This is a genomic window from Ruegeria sp. CDSA033 (assembly GCF_059612305.1).
On the sequence record NZ_JBXWQI010000004.1, the window covers coordinates 190,811 to 209,172 of the forward strand.

Genomic DNA, 18,362 nt, shown 5'->3' on the forward strand with positions numbered 1-18,362 from the left:
GGTGTCGACACCTTTATTTCTTGGCACAGGACAACGGTCCCATGGGGCTGCTTCTTACCTCTGTGCGCGGTTGCACAACGGCGTGGATAGTTCTGATAACACGTCACTTTCTACTTCCGCGACGGGCCGGTTCCCGTCAGGGGTGCCGAATTTTGGCACAACCCTCAGCAAACACTTACTGGCAGATCACACACGAACCGGTCAGGTCACTCCTGCGCTAAGGGCATGTCAGCATTCGTTTCGACCCCACTGCGCAAAACGCTGAAACGGGCTTGCGGCTGGTTTTCGGAAACGAGTTTGGCCAACAAAACATCAAGGCTGTCCGAGCCATCAATGCCAGTGCCCGAATTTGTCTCTGCGACCAGGACATCCCCTTCCTGCAAGCTGCCTGCCGCCTCGGGCGGAACCGAGCTTAGAACTGTTTTCCAACCCGCACCGCCTGTGTTCTGAATTGTAAATACGTATCCGTTTTCCAGACCCAACACGCGCATAGCGGGCAGTGCCAACAATCCGTTCTGAGGGCGGGTTTCACCCAATGTGCGATAGCGGGCAGAAACGCGGATGTAGCCGTCCGGGTCCACCTGCAGATCGTTCAACACCTGAGCGGCAAAAGTCGTATCCGCCTGCACCGGTTTGCCATTCAGAGTAAAGATCGTGGCGCCGCGCTTGACCCACTCACCCACAATTGACGCGTCTAAATCCTGGTCAACACCAGTGACCGCAATCACGTTACCGGTCGAAGCCCGGCGACGTGATGTCTGAAACGGGATGTCTACGTCCCAGTGAGAGAATGCGATCTGCTGTTCTGCCAGGTTCACCGGTTCAGCCGGAACAAGTGGCGTCGGCTCGACGGTCGCGGCTTCAGCCGTTTCCGTCGCCGCAGCTTCTTCCTGCTCCGTGGCAACCGGATCTTCTTGCGCCTGCTCGACAGGCTCTGGAGTGAATGCGACCTCGGCCTGCGTGGGCTCTGTTGGTTCTGGTGCCGGCTCCACTTCGGCTGCGGTTACTTGCTCGACCGGTTCCTGCTTGGGTGTTTCGACTGCGGCGGTTTCTTCCACCGCTTCTGTCGCCACGGGTTCCTGGGTCGATGCGGAATCTTCGGCTGGAGTTTCCTCTCCGGACATCAGGAAGAACCCGCCCGCCGCCAAAGCGGCGACCACGGCCACACCCGCTATAATTTTTCCTGCACCACTGGATCCGCTTTTGACCACGGTATCCACCGCGACCGGAGCTTCATCCTTCGATGTGAACGTAGCGAGCCCGTCGTCGTTCTTGTCTTCATTGCCCAGTGCAATGTCCGTGTTTCCGGCAAGCAATGCGGTGACAACGGCTTCGGCGTTTTCGCTTTCAGCCTTGATCCTGGCCTTTTCTTCTTCTTCGTCTTTCTGGTCCATCGCCACGATCACCGACACCGGCCGATAGTCAAAGCTGTCGAACATCACGCCGGGGCCACGGAACATGCGTAGCCAATCTAACGCGGTCTGCAGGCGATCCGTTGCGTGAACTTCCATCGCCTTGTCAATGGCTTCCAGGAACCCGTCGGGGTAACCTTCGAAACGCCCCGCCAGCGGTGTGTAGGGGTCCGTCTGACCGTTGTTGAATGCGTTCAGGCGGGTCTGACCGTCGATCGGACGTTCGCCGCTGATGGCGTGATACAGGGTCGCTGCAAGAACATAGAGGTCACTGCTTGGCCCTTGTTCCGCGCCGCGTACATAAAACTCATGCGGCGAATAACCATCCTTGATAACCCGCAGGGTCATCAGCGCGGCGGACTGGTGCGCAGCCTGTTCGCGCGCGGCGCCAAAGTCGATCAGCACCGGATCACCATTTTCGTCGATCAGGATGTTGTCGGGCGAAATATCGCGGTGCAGCATGCCGCTTTGGTGTATGAAAGACACCGCCGACAGCATTTTTTCAGTGACCTGAACGATAAAGTCCGGACCAGCCTTGTTTTTGGAGTCTTCAACATAGTCCAGCAGATCGCAGCCACGGATAAAATCCATCGCGATATAAGCGGTCTCGTTGTCTTCGAACACCTGATGAACGTCGACGATATTGGGGTGTACCAAGCGGGCGTGATTGCGTGCTTCGAGGATAAACAAGTCGATGATTGCGCGCAGATCGTCCTTGTAGTCCGGCTCGACCGGTTCAACCATATCGCCGTTACGACGGCAAAGGGCACCGGGATAGCACTCTTTGATCACAACTTCGCGTTCCAGACTGTCCCGCGCAAGATAGGTGATCCCAAATCCGCCATTGCTGATAAAGCGCAGGATCTCGTACTGCCCGCGCAAAAGCTTGGCGCCTGGTTGAAGACCTTCAATTTTCGGTTCGTCGTGCGTCGCGCCGACGGCCTGGTTGTGGCTCATTTCTTTCCGCCCGTTCTAATCGTTTTGCGGCTTACTTAACTGGGCTTTCAGCCCGCGAACTCACAACCAAACACAACCGCAGGACACTCATGTACGTTAGACGTTTCAAATTTGACTTTATTGGGGCCGCCTGATGGCTTCACTAAGAACCCATCGCAAAGAAAATCCATATGTGGTGCCATTTTCCATGTAGAAATCTAAATGTTGATTCTATGGCGGCAAAACTTGCGGACTGAGTGCCTGTTTTTTGCGGATTGGTCACTAAATCCGAAACAATAAACGCGCGATTCTGAGGGCTTCGAATCGCTGCATTGCGGCTCAATTAAAACGGGTAGGCGTCAGGTTCCGGTTTTTGCCTGAACGGAATCGACGCGGCTGCCGGCCCAGGCGAGGTTGTCGCTGAGCTGGGCGAGGATGCTTATCGCGTCGTTCAGTGGCGCGTCACCGCTTTCGAATTGCAGCAGCAAAAGAAGATCAGTGGCCTTTTCAAACTCACCGGGAATCCAGTCAGCTTCGGTGGCAATTTCGCCCCCTTGCTCCAGACGCTCTGCAAAATCTTCGACGATTTCCTGACAGCTGTTCAGGAATGCGGCCGGTTCGATATCCGATGTCTCGCGCAAGTCGTCATAGATGCTGGCAATTGCCGCCAGCCAGTCTTCAAGGATCGGGTTTTCAAGCGGAGGCAGGGCGGATTCCAGCGTCGCATGGATCGAGGGCGCTTCGACCTGCGCTGGTTCAGCTTCTGCGATGTTCAGGCTGGCCAGAAACGGAAGAAACTCTTGCTCGATGTCATTTCGGGCAGCTTCCAAATCCTTCAAACGGCGCTCGGATGCGACTTGCAGGACCTGTTCGGCCAGATTTTGACCGCCACAGGTCTCCCACAGATCAAAATCAGGCTCGGGTTCTTGCGCCATGGCCTTGACGGCGACCGGTGTGCCGATTGGTACGACAGACCGAAAGAATTTACCTTTTTCTTTTTCCAACCGGTGCAGAACACGGTCCAGAGCATCCCGAACCGGGGGGAGATCCGCGTGGGTTACGGCCAGCAAGCTGTTCGAGCGCAACTCTTGCGGAACTTGTGCCCACAGGTGGCGCTCAGTCTCACGCCAGGCATTGGTTCCATTCGTGCACCAGATGGCACAATCGACATAGGACAGCAGTTCCAGAGTGGACTTGTAGGTGTCATCCAGTGCGCCGGTTCCCGGCAGATCGAACAATGAGATCTCTTGCAGGGCAGGGGTATTCAACCCGACTGAAATAAAATCAGGACTATCAGCCGCGGCTTTTTCCAGCGCAATGCCGGAATAAACTTTGGGCTCTTTGTCCCACCAGCCAACCGTGGTTTCCGGTGCATCCGCGTATGCCACGATAACTAATGGCAGTTTCAGATGCTGCGGACCCGTCGGCAGAATGTCCGCCCCGGCCAGCATGTTTGCGAGGCTGGATTTCCCGGCCCCAAATTCCCCGGCAAAACCGATATTGACCGCATTCGAAAGCCGTTCGGCATGAAACAAGGCGCGCTCGCGCATCTTGTCCAGACCTGCCTCTGACGGCAGGTTTTCGGTGGCGGTCAGGAAGCGTTCAAGCTTGCGTACTTCCTGTTCGGTTCCGGGAAATTCAATCATTCCGCAGCCTCTGCTAATTTCTTGTCGGCGCTATTGCCGCCGAATACCGCATCCAGATCATCGGCAACACGTTGCGCCTGATCGAATGCTGCCTGTGCTTCTGCACGCACATTGGTTTGGCCGGTTCCGACCCGTTGTTCAAGATGTCCGGCCAACAATGCCAGATAATGGTCAAGAACGGTGTTAAGACGCTCAAGCAGATCGGACCGGGCCGTGTCTACCAGATCGTCCCCGATCATTTCGAATTCCTGAACGATCATCCGCTCGGCCCGAGCGACCACACTTTTACGCGAAATCAGACGGGACAGCCAGCTTACGCGCAATTCTACGGTAATGCCCCGCGTCAGTGCGGTGGTATCCGGGCGGAACCACCGAACCGCGCTGGTGTTCATCCGACTGTCGGTCGGGTCTTGCCAGCCGGGCAGGGCGCGAAGCGCCGCATTGCTGTTCATGTCGACGGCATAAAGTTCGCTCAGCATTCTCTGCCGCACCACTTGTGTTGCACCTTGAACCAGTTCGCGCATGCGATCCCGCAGCGGCGAAAAGTTCAATTCGGTGTCTCCGCCCTTGGCCAACAAGGGGGAATCGCCATTCGGTCCGCGGACAACGGCGGAAACGGCTTCGGATACAGTGTCATCCATGACGCCGCGAAGATTGGCCAACACATCATCCATATCGTCAATAATCTGTGTGGTTTTTTGCGAAACCAGCGCGCGCAGCTCGGCCAATGTTTTGTCGTTTTCGTCGCCGTCGGTCATGTCGGCGGAGTTTTCGTCGTCAATTACGCGCAGATGGGCCTTGGACCGTTCCAGTTCACCTTGCGCAAAACTGTTAAGGTGCTGCCAGGCCATCTTGAGCTGTTCGTCACGGGGCCCTTGGGTCAAGGCGTGCGTAACATGGCGGCGCAGATCGGGCAGACCAGAGGCGATCATTGCGGCAAAGCGCAAAACGCCCTCACGGCTGATTGGGCCGGGACCCTGTTTGATCTCTTCTACACCGTCCAGATATTGTCTCATCTGCTCGGGATGGGCGCGCAGCCAAGCCAGAACGTGATCGTGGTTCACGCCGGTATCGTCACCGGTCAAGGCATAATGGGCCCATTGGGCGCTGCCCATCAGAACATCAATGTCCGAGTTGCCCAGGGCTTTTTCCAGGCCATCCAACACGTCCGTCCGGACTTTTCCAGCGTCCTCAGCGCCGCCGCCCAGTTCGTCCACGCGGTTGATGAAGACGACGATCTGCCCCAGTTCCAGTGCCTGCATCAGGCGGAACAGTTTAAGATCCGCCCGGGACAGGGCCTGATGCGCGGACAATACAACAACAAAGAAATCGGATTCCTTGAGGTATTGGCGCGAGATTTCTTCGCGGATCAACAGCGGGTCGTTGACGCCGGGCGTATCCGTGACCGTCAGCGGGAACGGAAAATGGCCAATGTCAAAGTAGACCTCGGCCTTGCGCGTTATGTCACTGTACAGTCCCCGATCTGAACCGGGGTCGTATTCTTCGCTGTCGGTCGGATCGTCACCCGCACAAACATAACGGGCCAGATCGTCCGAGTTCAGATGCTCCAGATCGTGATGCTGACCCAGCAACTGCTCATAGCTGTCGCCTAATCGCAGTTGGGCGCGGGTTTTCATCGCGTCGACCTGCTCTTCGATCATCTCGCGCTTATAGCTGTCCTCGTCGTCGGGGAACATGTTGCGCAGCTCTTCGCCCTCGGCGATCAGCGCCTGCCACTGACGGTTATCGAAGAAATGAAATTCGGCCCCTTGGGTCCGACCCGAGGGGTGACCGAAATGCATGTCGGTGATCACGGTCGTCCACGGATTAACATCCGAGGGCAGGTATTCGGCCTGCCCCGTAAACCCGTTGATAAGGCGGGACTTGCCAGCCTTGATTTGCCCGACAAATGCAATTGACGGTTTCAGATTTGAAAGATCGCCTACAATGCGCGAAATAAACTGGCGGGTCTCGTCGTTACTGACCCCGTTCATGTCTTCGGCGATTCGAATTAACTCACGACGGTTATTTTCACTCATACTGTTACCCTGGGTACTTGCAATCACAGATTGAATTAGTCGAAAAATTGAATATTACGGGCGCTATCATTCGGAACGTTCCGTCAGAGATGTCCACAGATTCACAATGGCGCCTAGCTTGCGCGCCTCGTGAACGACCATGGAGAATTCCTTGCCGTCATTCAGGACGGCCAAACCAGAACCTTTACCGCCGGACGGACGCATGACGATCAGTTGCGGATGATCCAGCGCGGCGGCAGCGTCATCATCCCAGCCCGACAGGTCACGTGCGAACTGCGCCAGCAAAGTTTCATCTGCATGTAATGGCTGATCTTCACTACAATCGCCGTCAGACTGAACCATTTCCCCGCCTTCAGCTTTGACCTGGATGCGCCCAACAGCCAACCGCTGGCTGCCGAGATAGAACTGGTTGGCCAAATCGCTGGCATCATCTGTTCGTGCCACGTCATTTACGGGCTCGGCAGTGTCCGGAACGACCGCTATGACGGGTTCAGCAGGCATTTCGATCATCGTGCAAGCACTAGCGATTTCGCTAAAAGTGATTCCGACATCGTCCGCTTCCAGCGTGGCGTCCGGCCGCAGAGATATCAGGTTGAGCGGTGCAGGCGCCGCGGCAATATCGGTTACCAACTGTGCCAATTGGCCAGCCAGCGTATCGCGCTCTTCAGTCTCAAAATCAGGCGCAACGCCGGATCGGACACGAAAGACATCAGTAACCCGAGAGCTGTTGACCTCAATCGCGAGACAATCCCCATTGGCAGCCGTAAACTCCAACCGACGCGGCAAAACAGTGCCACGGATGGACTGCAACACCTTTTCGCGACGCTCAAGCGCAGTGTCACCAGCAAGCGCGACGGCTGGCTCCAGCCGGGCAACCGATGATCGCCCAATGTCCTCGAGCAAATCGAGTATGTTTGTATCCATCATGCCGTGACCCCCTCTGGTCCCGTCTAAACTGCGGCCGCGACGGGCCCCAGACTGAGATGCGATTTTGTCAGTGCCAATCCTACATTCGCGCTGTTGCGACAGATGTAGCAGACCACATGATCCGGATAGGCCTGCGTCCGCAAGAAAATGTTCAACCGATCCTTTGAAAACACCGCGATTTCCCCAAATCCCGGATTTTCGGTATCAGCATTACCCGATTTCCGCAGCAAGGCTTCAAAAGCACCCACGCCGCCGCCCTGAAACAGGTTCGCCACTGCAAGCGCGAGACTGTCCAGCACTTCGGCGTCTTCTTGATCGCGGACACTGGTCCCCAATAACATCCCTGTTTCCATGTCGACATACCCGGCTGCGACGCAGTCGGGTATCGTTTCCATCGCAGATTTCAGTGCGGCTTCGATAGACATCGGGCTTCCCGTCCTTCTACCTTGGTTTCACATTATAAAACATGCCATTCAGCCCCGCCCTTGTTCCCGGCTTTCGGAAGCGTTGAAACGTCTTTTTTTTCGTCGCGGGCGCCGTGTTCAGCGGCGATCTTGTCGAACTCTTCCAGGAAGGCCATGAAAACCTTTTTCAGGCCTTCCGAGTCGTCGGGAAGATCCTCACCAGCGGTGATCTCGCGCCACATCGCCGATGCGCTGAGTGTTGATCCGGCGTCCGCATTCAGCAATTTCTCTAAGGATTCAGCCTCGGGCCCTGTCTCGGACGTTCCGTTTGACATAGGCACGACCTGTGTTTCGATCAGGCCGTTGGTTTCGGGTTCCAGTTCGAACTCATCGGCTGCACCATCCGATTGCTCGGCGAGCAATGCAACGATTGACGACACAGATGTGTCAGCGCGTTGTGCGTCTGCTTCTGGGTTTTCGGATACAGCATCTTCAGCTGCGTCAGCCAGCTTATCCTCGATCGACGCCAACAAGTGATCCTGACCATCGGAGGCGGTGTCAGGCTGATTTGCCTCGCCTTCACCCTCGGCTTCCAGTTCCAAGGTCTCTTCTTCGTCGAAATCCTCGTCATCCAGTTCAAGAAACGCGTTTTCTTCGGAAGGGATCTCGGCAACATCGGCCAAATTCAGAGGCTGACTGGGCGTTTCCCGGAAAAAAGAGCGCAATTCGTCCTGATCGGTTTCAGGTGTGGTCTCTTCCGGGATAGCGGTCATTTCAGCCCGCAACCGTTCGGCCTCATCCGCGTCAATGCGGGGTGCGCGTTCAGTGTCGCCTGAGCGTGCCTCGACCCGGGCAGGACGGACCGGAAAGCTCGTTACGACTTCGTCCTGCAGATTTTCGTCCTGAACGGGATCGACCAGCTTTAGCGGCGCAGGCTGCTCTGGGCTCTCGGCGGGTTTGCGTGGTCGGACAGGTTGCACACTGGGCATATGAGCAAGGCTGTTGTCGATCTGGTAACGCGCCAGCATGTCTGCCCGGTTGTCCATGATCTGTTCGGTGATCTCAAGAAAGCTGTCCACCATCTTGCCGCCGCCACTGCGTCCCCACAGTTCGGCATCACCGCTCTTGTCACGTGCGGTAATCGCATCGCGGGCCGAGAACAAAATCGACCGATTGAACAGATGACCTGCCTCGCGGTTGACCCGGCGCAACACCTTCTGGCGGTCCTTCGCGCCCAGTGTATCCGCGCGGGTGACCAACAACAGCGAGTTGTGTTGCAACCGCTCCGGCAGCGCGACCCATGTCGCCCGTTCGGTCTCGCGCCAGGCCTGGGTAGCGTGTGTGCACCACAGCACCCCATTGGCCTGACCCACGGCGCGACGCCAGACATCAGTTGAAATCTTGGGGTCCGAGATGCCGGGCGTATCGATCAAATCGACCGCCTCGAGAATGTCGGACTCAAGGAAAATACGCACGAACTGGGCGTCATTGACGCCGACAGACTCCAACGCATCCAATTCGATGTTTTCGCGTGTGCCGTCATGGCGCTGCACATACGCAGATTTCTGGCCCCAGCTGAACCAGACGGGCGGCAACTGCGTGGCAGTCACCTGAGTCGGCAGCGTGTGCGACCGAAGCAGAAAGTTGATCAGCGTGGATTTGCCGGCGCTGAACTCTCCCATAAGCGCAAAGATCGGCTTGCGGCGGGACCACTGCTCAATGCGTTCCCATGCCTTGGGCGAGACGAAACGGGTTTGTGAGTCTTTTGCCATATCGCTACTTATGCTGCCTCGTTACTAAGATCTTTCAGGATGTCGCCCAGAATATCGTCACGCGATTTCTGTGGTGCCAGTCCTGCCATCAGAGCTGCGTTGCGGCTTGGATCACCCTCGGCCGAAGCCGAAATGCTAAGCAACGTCTCTTTCTGCTCGCGCATGAAATCCGACAGGATCGCCCGCACGTTTTCCAACACGGCTGCAACCTGATTTTCCTCGATATCCTTGGTGATCGAATTCGCCTCGGACGCGATCAGGCGCGTATAGTCTGCTGCATAAGCTTCGAACCCTTTGCGGCGCTGCCACCAGCGACGCCACCAGGTGCTTTGCAAGTCCAATGCGATTGTTCGTCCAATTCCGAGTGGGGGTGGGACACGCGGAACAATGGGTGCTTCGATACTGAACTCACCCAGGTGGTTGCCCAGTATCTTCTGATACAGCGTCTCAATATCTGCGGCCGCCGTGTTGTACAGCGCACCTGCTTCTTTGCGCATCGACCGCGCAAAGCTGAAATACGCTGCCTTTTGCAAGGTCCGCAGACCCGCCGGGTCATACTGCCACGTGCCTTGTTCGCCGTTCCGCTCAAGGTGGGCGATCAGCGAATCCGTCGCGCGTTTGACAAAGTTGGTTTCTGCCGAATTCAGTCTCTCCAACACCTTCGCACGCAAAGATGCGGTCAGTTCAGCTACTTTCTCTTCGTATTGATCCGAAAGTGTGGCAATAGCTTCCTCTGGCGATACACCATCCAGATCACGCACAAGACCTTCGCCGCCCGAAAGGGTCTTGGCAACGGCCGTGGCGCGGATTTGGCTGGCTATGTTGCGGGCACGGTGGCGAACGCGATCCAGCAAACGGGTGCCTGCGCCTTCGGCGATGCGTTCGTTCATCGCCAACAGCAAATCGGGCAGGCCGGATAGCGCCCAGATTTTGTCGAGTGAGGGTGCCTGATCACCAAAACCGGCAGCCAGATAGAACGTGTTCAACGCTTCGCGGGATTCATCGGACAGAATCTCGGGGTTGCCCGTCAACGCGGCCTCGGCCCACAAGGCGCTGCCAAAGACAACGCTGGTATTGGCATCGATATTGTTCTGCTTGAGCGTGTCCTGAATACGGTCACGGATTTCGGGGACCTGATTGACCGGATCGGCCAATTCGTCAATTCGGTTCACAAACAGGATGATCTGCCGGTTTTCGAACTGCGCGATAATCCGCATCAGCGCCATGTCCATGGTTGTAAGCGCCTGGCTGGCAGCCAGAACAACAACGCAGACCTCAGATCCGCGCAAGCTGCGCAGGGTGATCTGTTCGCGGACCATAAAGGTATCGTTGACACCCGGCGTGTCGCACAGTTTGAGCGCAATCGGGTATTGCGGAATGTCCATATACAGTTCCGCCGACTTCGTCACATCGGCGAACCGCCCGGTCTTGGGGTTGATGTCCGGGTCATCTTCGTCGCCCAGACAGACATAGCGCTGGATCAGCTCTTCGTCGAAGTAATCATATTGATGGCTCTGCCCCAGAATCAGGTCGAAATGCTGGCCCAATCTAGATTCGGATTTAGCCTTCATCTCGCCGATCTGGCGGCGAATGTCATCCATCTCGTCATCGGCGCCGGCGCGATTTGCCAGCTCACCCAGACGGCCGCCGCCGACCATCAGGTTGTCCCATTCTTCTTGTTCAAAGAAGGTAAACTTGGCGCGTTTGTCGCCTTCGGTACGGGTGTTGATGTTCAACGTGGTCACCACCGATGTCCACGGGTTCACATCCGATGGCAGCAGGGCGGGGCGCCCAGCCAAGATGTTCACGATCGAAGACTTGCCGGCCTTGACCTGTCCGACCATCGTAACGCTGGCCGAGAAATTCTCCATCCGCGTCTTCAGCGTGGCAAGGCGGGCGGACGAGCGCGCATCCGCCACCTCTGTCAATTGATCAATCTGTGCGGTCAGTGAGTTCATCGCTGACGTCATAGGCGTCAGTGCCTCATTGCCAACTGACAAAAGATGGTCGTTGCGCGCCATGTTCAGCCTCCGGTTCCTGTCGCGGCCAACGTGTCTGTTGGCGTGCTGGTCATGGTGTCGATTCGGGCGATCAGATTCAGCGCATTGCCCAGGATCGCAGCTTCGGCCCCCGGCGAAATCGACTCGAAGGTGTGGCAATCCGCCAAAACTTCGATCGAGCTGAAGCGCTCGCTGTTTTCAAGGCGGGCAAGACGACGCCCGGTCGGAAAACCCTCGGATTTGGTTTCGGGCAGCGGCATACGCGAGTTTGCAAGCAAGTATCGCCGCCCCGAGCGCGTGCGCAACGATACGCCAAACCCTGTGTTCGGATGATCGCGGTTCAGGGATTTGAGTTCGCCAAGAAAACTTTCACGGGCAAGACCAACGGCTTCTTGCTCGGCAGCAGCGGAGTTCATCATATTGGTCACGTTTCAGACCCTTGTACTGGAGTTGAGCGAAAAAACTCGTACAGCGCCCGAAGGCAAAAAAGACTCATTAACTCCTTCTGCCTATAAGCGGCTTTCAAGGCGGTCTTATTTTGACGCGAATAAGATTTTTTGGCGTTTGAATTGTGTCGCAATTGTGTTTGGCGGCAATTTTCAACCACAACCTGCGGGCGTATTTTCGTCATCAATGTAAACAGCGTCATTTGCCGTTCTCAGTCTTCAAGAGCGGAATCTTAGCAACAATGCGCGCGCGAAAAATTGTTGGTGATGCATCTAGTATATTATTAATAAACTAAAAATTATCCATCTTTCGAAACCAACCCGACACCAAACCTACCCAGAGGACGTCTGCAAGAAATATGTTTGTTGCAGCCGTCTTCGGGTTCTCATCATTGCCGGGTCTTAGATGAGAAGCGCTTTACTCAACGTTAGATAGTTTTCTACTGCTCACCAAAAGGACCTGAATGTTGCCAGATGCAAAACAATGAAATTAATCAAATTTGACCTAAGAATCTATTTTATCTGCTCGGAGAACGCCCAAAATCAGACTGCTTTCCCGCGACGAGCAGCACGACGTGAGAACACCCCGCATCCCGCTTAGCAGCAGCGTCCGGCAGACACCATATGTGCACGGCGGTCAGTTCAGAAGCATATTGCGCCGATGTCATCAATAATCTTGCGCACAACTCAATTTTCCCTCTCGCACTCCGCTGCAAGCTTTGCTATTCACCCCGACATTCCGGCACAGAGTGCTTGGGTTGCGGGTGTGGCGAAATTGGTAGACGCACCAGATTTAGGTTCTGGCGCCGCAAGGCGTGGGGGTTCAAGTCCCTCCACCCGCACCATATCGTTTCAGAGAATTTTCCATTCCGGGTCGCCTTTGCGGTCTTTCAGGCAAACGCCAAAGTTTTATACTGGACAGCCGACTAGATTTTGACACCTGAACAGTCGGGTGCCCTCGCCAAGCGAACGATTAGGTGACTGCATCCATAATGAAAACACCGGTCTTCATGTCTTAGAACGGCGGGTTGCGTGGCCTTCTTTTTGGAACGTGTTGTTAAGATAACAAGTAGTAGGTCGTTGGGGACGTGGCTAAAATGGCCAACGCAACGACAAGCCAAACCAACACACAAGCCCAGTAGGTCCCCGGATTTTCGGCGCGGGTTACCCGTTCCCACAAGTAAGTCGAACCAAATGCCAAGTCTCTGATAGCCCATATCAACAAGCCAAGCCCCACATAGAACCAAATATCCATAATTCCCTCGTGTGATGAGTTTGGCGCAACTTAGATTGTCATAAATGATTGCGCAATTGTGAATTGATCATTTACGGGCAATTGCCGGGCAAAGAATTTGTCTAAGGCTGGCCTGTTGGCGACCTCTTCGCGTTCATAGCACGCGCATGCGGACCCACAACGTCGCCACTATTGCCCGCTCAATCCCATCTGGCGCACGGCCAGATCGCGCATTATCTCTTCGGATCCGCCGCCAATCGCCATTATTTTGATTTCGCGCCAGACACGTTCCACAGGGTTACCCAGCATGTATGCGGCACCGCCAAAGATCTGCATCGCCTCGGAAGCAACAAATTGCAGTGACGTCGTGGCCTGAACCTTGGCTTTGGCAATTTCAGCGACAGGCATCAGGCCCTGCTCAATCGTCCAGCAGATCCGTTCGATATATGCCTCATTCATATCAATCCGGGCGGACATTTCTGCAAATTTGTGGCCAATGACCTGATGTTCGACCAGTCGCTTGCCGAATGTCTCGCGTTCCCGTGCCCAGTCCAGCGCACTGTCGTAGCATAGTTTCATCATACCCAGCGAAGCAGATGTCAGGCCAAGCCGTTCAAAATTGAAATTGTTCATGATTGCGATGAAGCCCCTGTTCTCAGGCCCCAACAGCGCAGTAGAATCCAGCTCGCAATCATCGAAATGCAGCGTCGCTTGCTGTGCGCTGTGCCAGCCCATCTTGCCACCCAACGGTGTGCGGCTGAACCCGGTCGCGTCATGAGGGACCAAAAACAACGAAATGCCGGTCAATCCTGGGCCACCGGTACGGGCACCAACCACAAACCATTCGGCATCCATCCCCCCGGTGATATAGGTCTTTTCCCCGTTCAGAATCCATTTGCCGCCTTTGCGATCGGCCTTTGTTTGAATATTGGCAACGTCCGACCCTGCGGCCGGTTCGGTGATCCCAAGTGCTGACATCATGCGCCCCGAGATGATCTCGGGCAGCACTTTCTGTTTGAACTCCTCGGAAGCGAACTTCGCAATTGGGCTGATTGAAATCGAGCGTCCCCCTACGGCGGCTCCGATACCGGATGCCCCACAGCCGAAAAGGATTTCGCTGTAGTCATGGCGCATGAAGGCGTTGTCGAAACCCAGACCGCCGTATTCCTCATCGATCCCAAAGCCAAATACTCCGAACTCAGCGATTGCTGCATGCAGTTCCCATGGGACGCTGCGATCCGCCTCCCATTGCTCAATATGAGGTTTGATTTCGGCATCGACAAATCGCTGGAAATTCCCGCGGAAAGCTTCGCGTTCCGGGGTAATGAAAGGGGATGGCAGGGTCATTCGACCTCCTCGACGTCATTTTTGGGCAATACCTGAAGCTGGCTTTCCATCATGCGGGCAAAGCGATCCATCATCTGCGTAAGGTATTCTGGCGACGAAACGAATTTCTCATGCAACAATAAACCACGCAGGAAGTTCCGGACGATACTCCACAACAATTCAGTGTCGTCACGGTTGCCTGTTGCGCTGACATACCGGGCTGAGATCAGGCTCAGGTTCGATTTGTCCCAATCTCTCAGGCTCTGTTCAAGCATGCCGAACAGTTCCGGATCGGTTCGGCATGCAACCAGAATCTCGACTATGGCGCGTCCGCCTGCGGAATTTACGATATTGGCCCAGGCAGACATAATCAGATCATAGACGGGCTGAGGCGCACGATCATGTGGCCAGAGCGGGTTTTGCGCATTGCCCAACAGTCGCATCGCGGTAGCTGCGACCAGGGCCTGTTTCGTGGGGAAGTGATGCGTAATTGCCCCGCGTGAGATGCCCGCCTTGGCCTGTACCTTGGCAAAAGTAGTCTCGGCATACCCAAGCTGATCCAGACAGGTGACCGTCGCATTGCAGATTTTGGCCTGCATATCCCGGGACCTTTGATCCTGGACTGAGGGTTTCTTTGGCATCGTATCCGTCATCTTCCGTCGCGTCGCAGTGGCAAATCTTCGTTGACCAAGGCGGTCAGTAGATCATAAAAACAGAACAGTCGGTCTGTAAACTGCAGATCGTACCCAAGCGGGAGAGACGTGGCGTGACACATTCTCTGCAGATCGGAGGAGCAAGTGGTTTTTGGGGGGATGCCACTCATGCGACACAGCAATTGCTGCGTGCCCCTCAGATTGACTTTCTGGTCTACGACTACCTGGCCGAAATCACCATGTCGATCATGGCCCGCGCCCGCCTTAAAGACCCCCAAATGGGATATGCGGTTGATTTCGTCTCTGACGTTATGGCCAACAATTCAACCCAGATCGCCGAGCAGGGGGTCAAGGTGTTGTCAAATGCAGGTGGGGTCAACCCAGTGGCCTGTGCTGTTGCATTGCGTCGAAAATCTGCTGAATTGGGATTAAACTTGAAAGTCGCAGTGGTCGAAGGCGACGACCTGCTGCCACGTGTTGCTGAGTTTGTCGATCGGACTGAGATGTTTTCCGGTGCGCCGATGCCACCGACCGAAAAGATCGCCTCTGTGAATGCTTATATTGGGGCAGGGCCGGTATTGGCGGCGCTGCACGCCGGGGCTGACATCGTCATCACAGGCCGCTGCGTCGACAGCGCACTTACGTTGGCGGCGTGCATGTATCATTTTGGATGGCGACACGAGGACCACAACTTACTGGCTGCCGGGTCGCTTGCGGGGCATCTGCTGGAATGTGGACCGCAAGCCACTGGTGGGAATTTCACGGATTGGGAAATGGCAGGCGACATCGCCAAGATCGGCTATCCGATTGTCGAGGTAAGCGCCAATGGCGGGTTGGTCTTGACGAAGCCGGAGGGCACAGCTGGATATGTGACCCCGGCTTCCGTCTGCGAGCAGATGCTGTATGAAATCGGCGACCCGCAGGCTTATATACTGCCTGACGTGATTTGCGACTTTTCCGATGTCAGGATCAAGCAAGCCGGGCCAGACCATGTAACCGTCTCGGGCGCAAAAGGCCGCGCGCCGACCGGGCAGCTCAAAGTGTCCGCCACCTGGGCGGATGGCTATCGTGCGGGCATGACGTTTCTAATCAACGGACGCGAGGCACGACCAAAGGCGGATGCTTTTGCCCAAGCGGGGCTGAAACGCGCGCGCGCTGTCCTGCACCGGACCGGCGCTCCCGACTATCGCGAGGTATCGTTTGAAACCTACGGAGGTCGGCCCGGCGACGGCGAATACGAAGAGATCTCGTTCAAGGCAGCCGTGAAACACGACGACCCTCGCGCGGTTGGAGTATTCCTGCGTGAGATGACCGGGTGCGCACTGGCCGCACCGCCGGGGTTGCACATCTTTACTGGAGGAGGGCTTCCAAAACCCTCGCCAGTCGTTGCCCTGTTTTCCTTCTTGGTGCCAAACGACACGCTGACCTATCGCGTAGCGATGGATGGGGACAATATCGCGTACATTCCGCCGAAAACGTCCCCACAAGACCCGGAACCTGTCCCGGCAAAAGCCCCAGAAATAGCCGATGAAAAGGTGACCGAGTGGATCACATGCCCATTGGAAGATTTGGCCTGGGCAAGATCTGGGGACAAAGGCGACACCGCAAACATTGGGGTCATTGCACGTCATGCTACTTTTTTGCCCTATATTTGGGCTGCGCTGACCGAAGCGACGCTGGCAGGTGTTTTTTCTAACTACTTATCTGGCAGGGTCGAACGGTTCTATCTTCCAGGAACACATTCCATGAACATTCTGCTGCACAATGCGCTGGGTGGCGGTGGCGTCGCCTCGTTGCGCAACGACGCGCAAGGCAAGAGTTATGCCCAGATATTGCTGGCCACACCGATCAGGATTCCTGCAGAGTTATCCTCATACACCGAGCGAGGAGAAAACTGATGGGTTTTGTCAGTAAAGTCGTCCGCGATTCTGACGGCTTTGCCAAGAACCGAGCCGATATGCTGGCTCTTGTCGACGAGATGCGCGCGCTTGAAGCGCGTCCTGTCGCCCTGTCAGAGAAACGGCGCGAACGGATGGAGGCTCGGGGGCAGATCACATCCCGTGACCGTTTGGCCCAACTGTTGGATCCCGGAATGCCTTTTTTGCAACTGCACGGGTTGGCGGGCTACTGCGTCGATACAGACGATCCCGAGCAATCGGTTCCGGGCGCGTCATTGGTCATCGGCATCGGTTTCATCTCGGGCGTGCGCTGCATGATCATCGTCGACGATTCAGGGATCAAGGCCGGCGCGATGGTCGAGATGTCAGCTGCGGCCTTCCTGAGTGCGCAAGACATGGCTTTAAAACAGAACCTGCCTTTTGTGCATCTTGTCGAAAGCGCCGGTGCAAACCTGATGGAATACAAGGTCGAGTTCTGGGCCAATGGCGGCAAACTGTTCCGAAATCTGGCCCGCCATTCGGCCGCAGGGCTGCCCAACATCGCGGTACTGCACGGCCCTTCAACCGCCGGTGGGGCTTATATGCCGGGTCTTGCGGACTATGTGGTCGGCGTGAAGAACAACGGCATGGCCGCCTTGGCCGGTGCCGCCTTGGTTCACGCGGCGACAGGCGAAAAGGCCAATGACCGCGATCTGGGCGGGTCCGAGATGCATGCCACCACATCCGGGCTGGTCGACTATCTGGCCGAGGATGATGCGCACGGTATCGAAATGGCGCGGAACGTGATGGCCCGGCTGGATTGGAACAAATCCTTGCCTGTGCGTCGCAGCAAAGAAGTGCAGCCACCGAAATATGATGCGGATGAGATCGCAGGCATTGTTCCAACCGACTATCGCGTTCCCTATGACGTCCGCGAGGTTGTGGCCCGCATAGTAGACGGCCCGGATTTTGAGGATTTCAAGCCCGACTATGGCTCGGCGACTGTCTGTTTGCAGGCCGCAATCAATGGTATCGCTGTGGGTATTCTTGGAAATAATGGGCCGCTGGATCCTGCAGGCGCGAACAAAGCCGCACAGTTTATCCAGCTATGCGGTCAGTCTGACATTCCCCTGATATTTCTGAACAACATTACAGGGTTCATGGTCGGCACCCAATATGAACAAAGTGGCATGATCAAACATGGGGCCAAGATGATTCAGGCCGTTACGTCGGTCGATGTGCCCAAGATCACGCTCTATGTCGGGGCAAGTTTCGGGGCCGGCAATTACGGGATGTGCGGCTACGCCTATGACCCGGACTTCCTGTTTGCCTGGCCCAATGCGGCAACGGGCGTGATGGGCGGCGAGCAAGCCGCCGGGACGATGGAACTGGTCGCGCGCGCAGGGTTTAAACGCAAAGGGATCGACCCCGACGAAGCCAAACTGGCGGCGCAGAAGGCAGCGATCACTGCGCATTTCACACGACAAGAGAATGCGTTTTACACCTCGGGCCGGTGTATCGATCATGGCGTCATTGATCCCCGCGACACGCGGCGTGTGCTGGGTTTTTGCCTTGAAACCTGCCTTGAGGGCCGTTCGCGAACGGTCAAACCCAGTTCGTACGGGGTGCACAGGTTCTGACCATGCTGCATTACTCGCCATATCCACATCCAAGACAGATAACAGAGGCT

Annotated in this window: 12 protein-coding genes and 1 tRNA gene; 3 read left to right on the forward strand and 10 right to left on the reverse strand. The window is 56.0% G+C overall.

What is annotated here, in order from left to right; translation table 11 throughout:
* Positions 1–206 precede the first annotated feature (206 nt).
* The 8 genes from AC2FLA_RS07790 to AC2FLA_RS07825 all read right to left on the reverse strand — a co-directional run bounded on the left by AC2FLA_RS07790 (position 207) and on the right by AC2FLA_RS07825 (position 11,555).
* Entirely contained in the window at positions 207–2,369 is a 2,163-nt protein-coding gene (locus AC2FLA_RS07790) for a serine/threonine protein kinase (RefSeq protein WP_496721530.1), read from the reverse strand.
* Between the two features lie 338 nt (positions 2,370–2,707).
* Positions 2,708–3,994 carry a dynamin family protein gene (locus tag AC2FLA_RS07795; RefSeq protein WP_496721531.1) on the reverse strand — a complete coding sequence of 429 codons (1,287 nt, stop codon included), beginning with the start codon at positions 3,992–3,994 and terminating at the stop codon, positions 2,708–2,710.
* Positions 3,991–6,033 (reverse strand): dynamin family protein, encoded by a 2,043-nt coding sequence (locus AC2FLA_RS07800; protein WP_496721532.1) that lies wholly within the window; start codon positions 6,031–6,033, stop codon positions 3,991–3,993. Before AC2FLA_RS07800 ends, AC2FLA_RS07795 begins: the two co-directional genes overlap by 4 nt.
* Positions 6,034–6,099: 66 nt before the next feature.
* Positions 6,100–6,960 (reverse strand): hypothetical protein, encoded by an 861-nt coding sequence (locus AC2FLA_RS07805; RefSeq protein ID WP_496721533.1) that lies wholly within the window; start codon positions 6,958–6,960, stop codon positions 6,100–6,102.
* A gap of 23 nt (positions 6,961–6,983) precedes the next feature.
* Entirely contained in the window at positions 6,984–7,385 is a 402-nt protein-coding gene (locus AC2FLA_RS07810) for a hypothetical protein (RefSeq protein ID WP_109311066.1), read from the reverse strand.
* A 32-nt stretch (positions 7,386–7,417) separates the two neighbouring features.
* Positions 7,418–9,136: a dynamin family protein gene (locus AC2FLA_RS07815; RefSeq protein WP_496721534.1), complete on the reverse strand. Its 1,719-nt coding sequence runs from the start codon at positions 9,134–9,136 to the stop codon at positions 7,418–7,420.
* 8 nt (positions 9,137–9,144) lie between these two features.
* Positions 9,145–11,157: a dynamin family protein gene (locus AC2FLA_RS07820; RefSeq protein ID WP_496721535.1), complete on the reverse strand. Its 2,013-nt coding sequence runs from the start codon at positions 11,155–11,157 to the stop codon at positions 9,145–9,147.
* 2 nt (positions 11,158–11,159) lie between these two features.
* A complete protein-coding gene (locus AC2FLA_RS07825) occupies positions 11,160–11,555 on the reverse strand; it encodes a hypothetical protein (protein WP_174822482.1) in 396 nt (131 codons plus the stop codon).
* Between the two features lie 787 nt (positions 11,556–12,342).
* Here AC2FLA_RS07825 and AC2FLA_RS07830 point away from each other — a divergent pair.
* Positions 12,343–12,427: transfer RNA gene (locus AC2FLA_RS07830), tRNA-Leu, on the forward strand.
* Positions 12,428–13,005: 578 nt separating this feature from the next.
* Here the strand turns inward: AC2FLA_RS07830 and AC2FLA_RS07835 are convergent.
* Together AC2FLA_RS07835 and AC2FLA_RS07840 are read right to left on the reverse strand one after the other, a co-directional pair.
* Positions 13,006–14,163: an acyl-CoA dehydrogenase family protein gene (locus AC2FLA_RS07835; protein WP_496721536.1), complete on the reverse strand. Its 1,158-nt coding sequence runs from the start codon at positions 14,161–14,163 to the stop codon at positions 13,006–13,008.
* Positions 14,160–14,783, reverse strand: a complete 624-nt coding sequence (locus tag AC2FLA_RS07840) for a TetR/AcrR family transcriptional regulator (protein WP_496721537.1) — start codon at positions 14,781–14,783, stop codon at positions 14,160–14,162. The genes AC2FLA_RS07835 and AC2FLA_RS07840 overlap by 4 nt, the downstream gene beginning before the upstream one ends.
* Before the next feature lie 125 nt (positions 14,784–14,908).
* Between AC2FLA_RS07840 and AC2FLA_RS07845 the strand changes: the two genes are divergently transcribed.
* Both AC2FLA_RS07845 and AC2FLA_RS07850 read left to right on the forward strand, forming a co-directional pair.
* Positions 14,909–16,693: an acyclic terpene utilization AtuA family protein gene (locus AC2FLA_RS07845; RefSeq protein WP_496721538.1), complete on the forward strand. Its 1,785-nt coding sequence runs from the start codon at positions 14,909–14,911 to the stop codon at positions 16,691–16,693.
* Entirely contained in the window at positions 16,693–18,312 is a 1,620-nt protein-coding gene (locus AC2FLA_RS07850) for an acyl-CoA carboxylase subunit beta (RefSeq protein ID WP_496721539.1), read from the forward strand. The genes AC2FLA_RS07845 and AC2FLA_RS07850 overlap by 1 nt, the downstream gene beginning before the upstream one ends.
* Positions 18,313–18,362 lie beyond the last annotated feature (50 nt).

Coding starts and splice junctions, on each gene's coding strand:
- AC2FLA_RS07790 (WP_496721530.1), bottom strand. CDS start 2,369: ATGAGCCACAACCAGGCCGTCGGCGCGACGCACGACGAACCGAAAATT.
- AC2FLA_RS07795 (WP_496721531.1), bottom strand. CDS start 3,994: ATGATTGAATTTCCCGGAACCGAACAGGAAGTACGCAAGCTTGAACGC.
- AC2FLA_RS07800 (WP_496721532.1), bottom strand. CDS start 6,033: ATGAGTGAAAATAACCGTCGTGAGTTAATTCGAATCGCCGAAGACATG.
- AC2FLA_RS07805 (WP_496721533.1), bottom strand. CDS start 6,960: ATGATGGATACAAACATACTCGATTTGCTCGAGGACATTGGGCGATCA.
- AC2FLA_RS07810 (WP_109311066.1), bottom strand. CDS start 7,385: ATGTCTATCGAAGCCGCACTGAAATCTGCGATGGAAACGATACCCGAC.
- AC2FLA_RS07815 (WP_496721534.1), bottom strand. CDS start 9,136: ATGGCAAAAGACTCACAAACCCGTTTCGTCTCGCCCAAGGCATGGGAA.
- AC2FLA_RS07820 (WP_496721535.1), bottom strand. CDS start 11,157: ATGGCGCGCAACGACCATCTTTTGTCAGTTGGCAATGAGGCACTGACG.
- AC2FLA_RS07825 (WP_174822482.1), bottom strand. CDS start 11,555: ATGATGAACTCCGCTGCTGCCGAGCAAGAAGCCGTTGGTCTTGCCCGT.
- AC2FLA_RS07835 (WP_496721536.1), bottom strand. CDS start 14,163: ATGACCCTGCCATCCCCTTTCATTACCCCGGAACGCGAAGCTTTCCGC.
- AC2FLA_RS07840 (WP_496721537.1), bottom strand. CDS start 14,783: ATGCCAAAGAAACCCTCAGTCCAGGATCAAAGGTCCCGGGATATGCAG.
- AC2FLA_RS07850 (WP_496721539.1), top strand. CDS start 16,693: ATGGGTTTTGTCAGTAAAGTCGTCCGCGATTCTGACGGCTTTGCCAAG.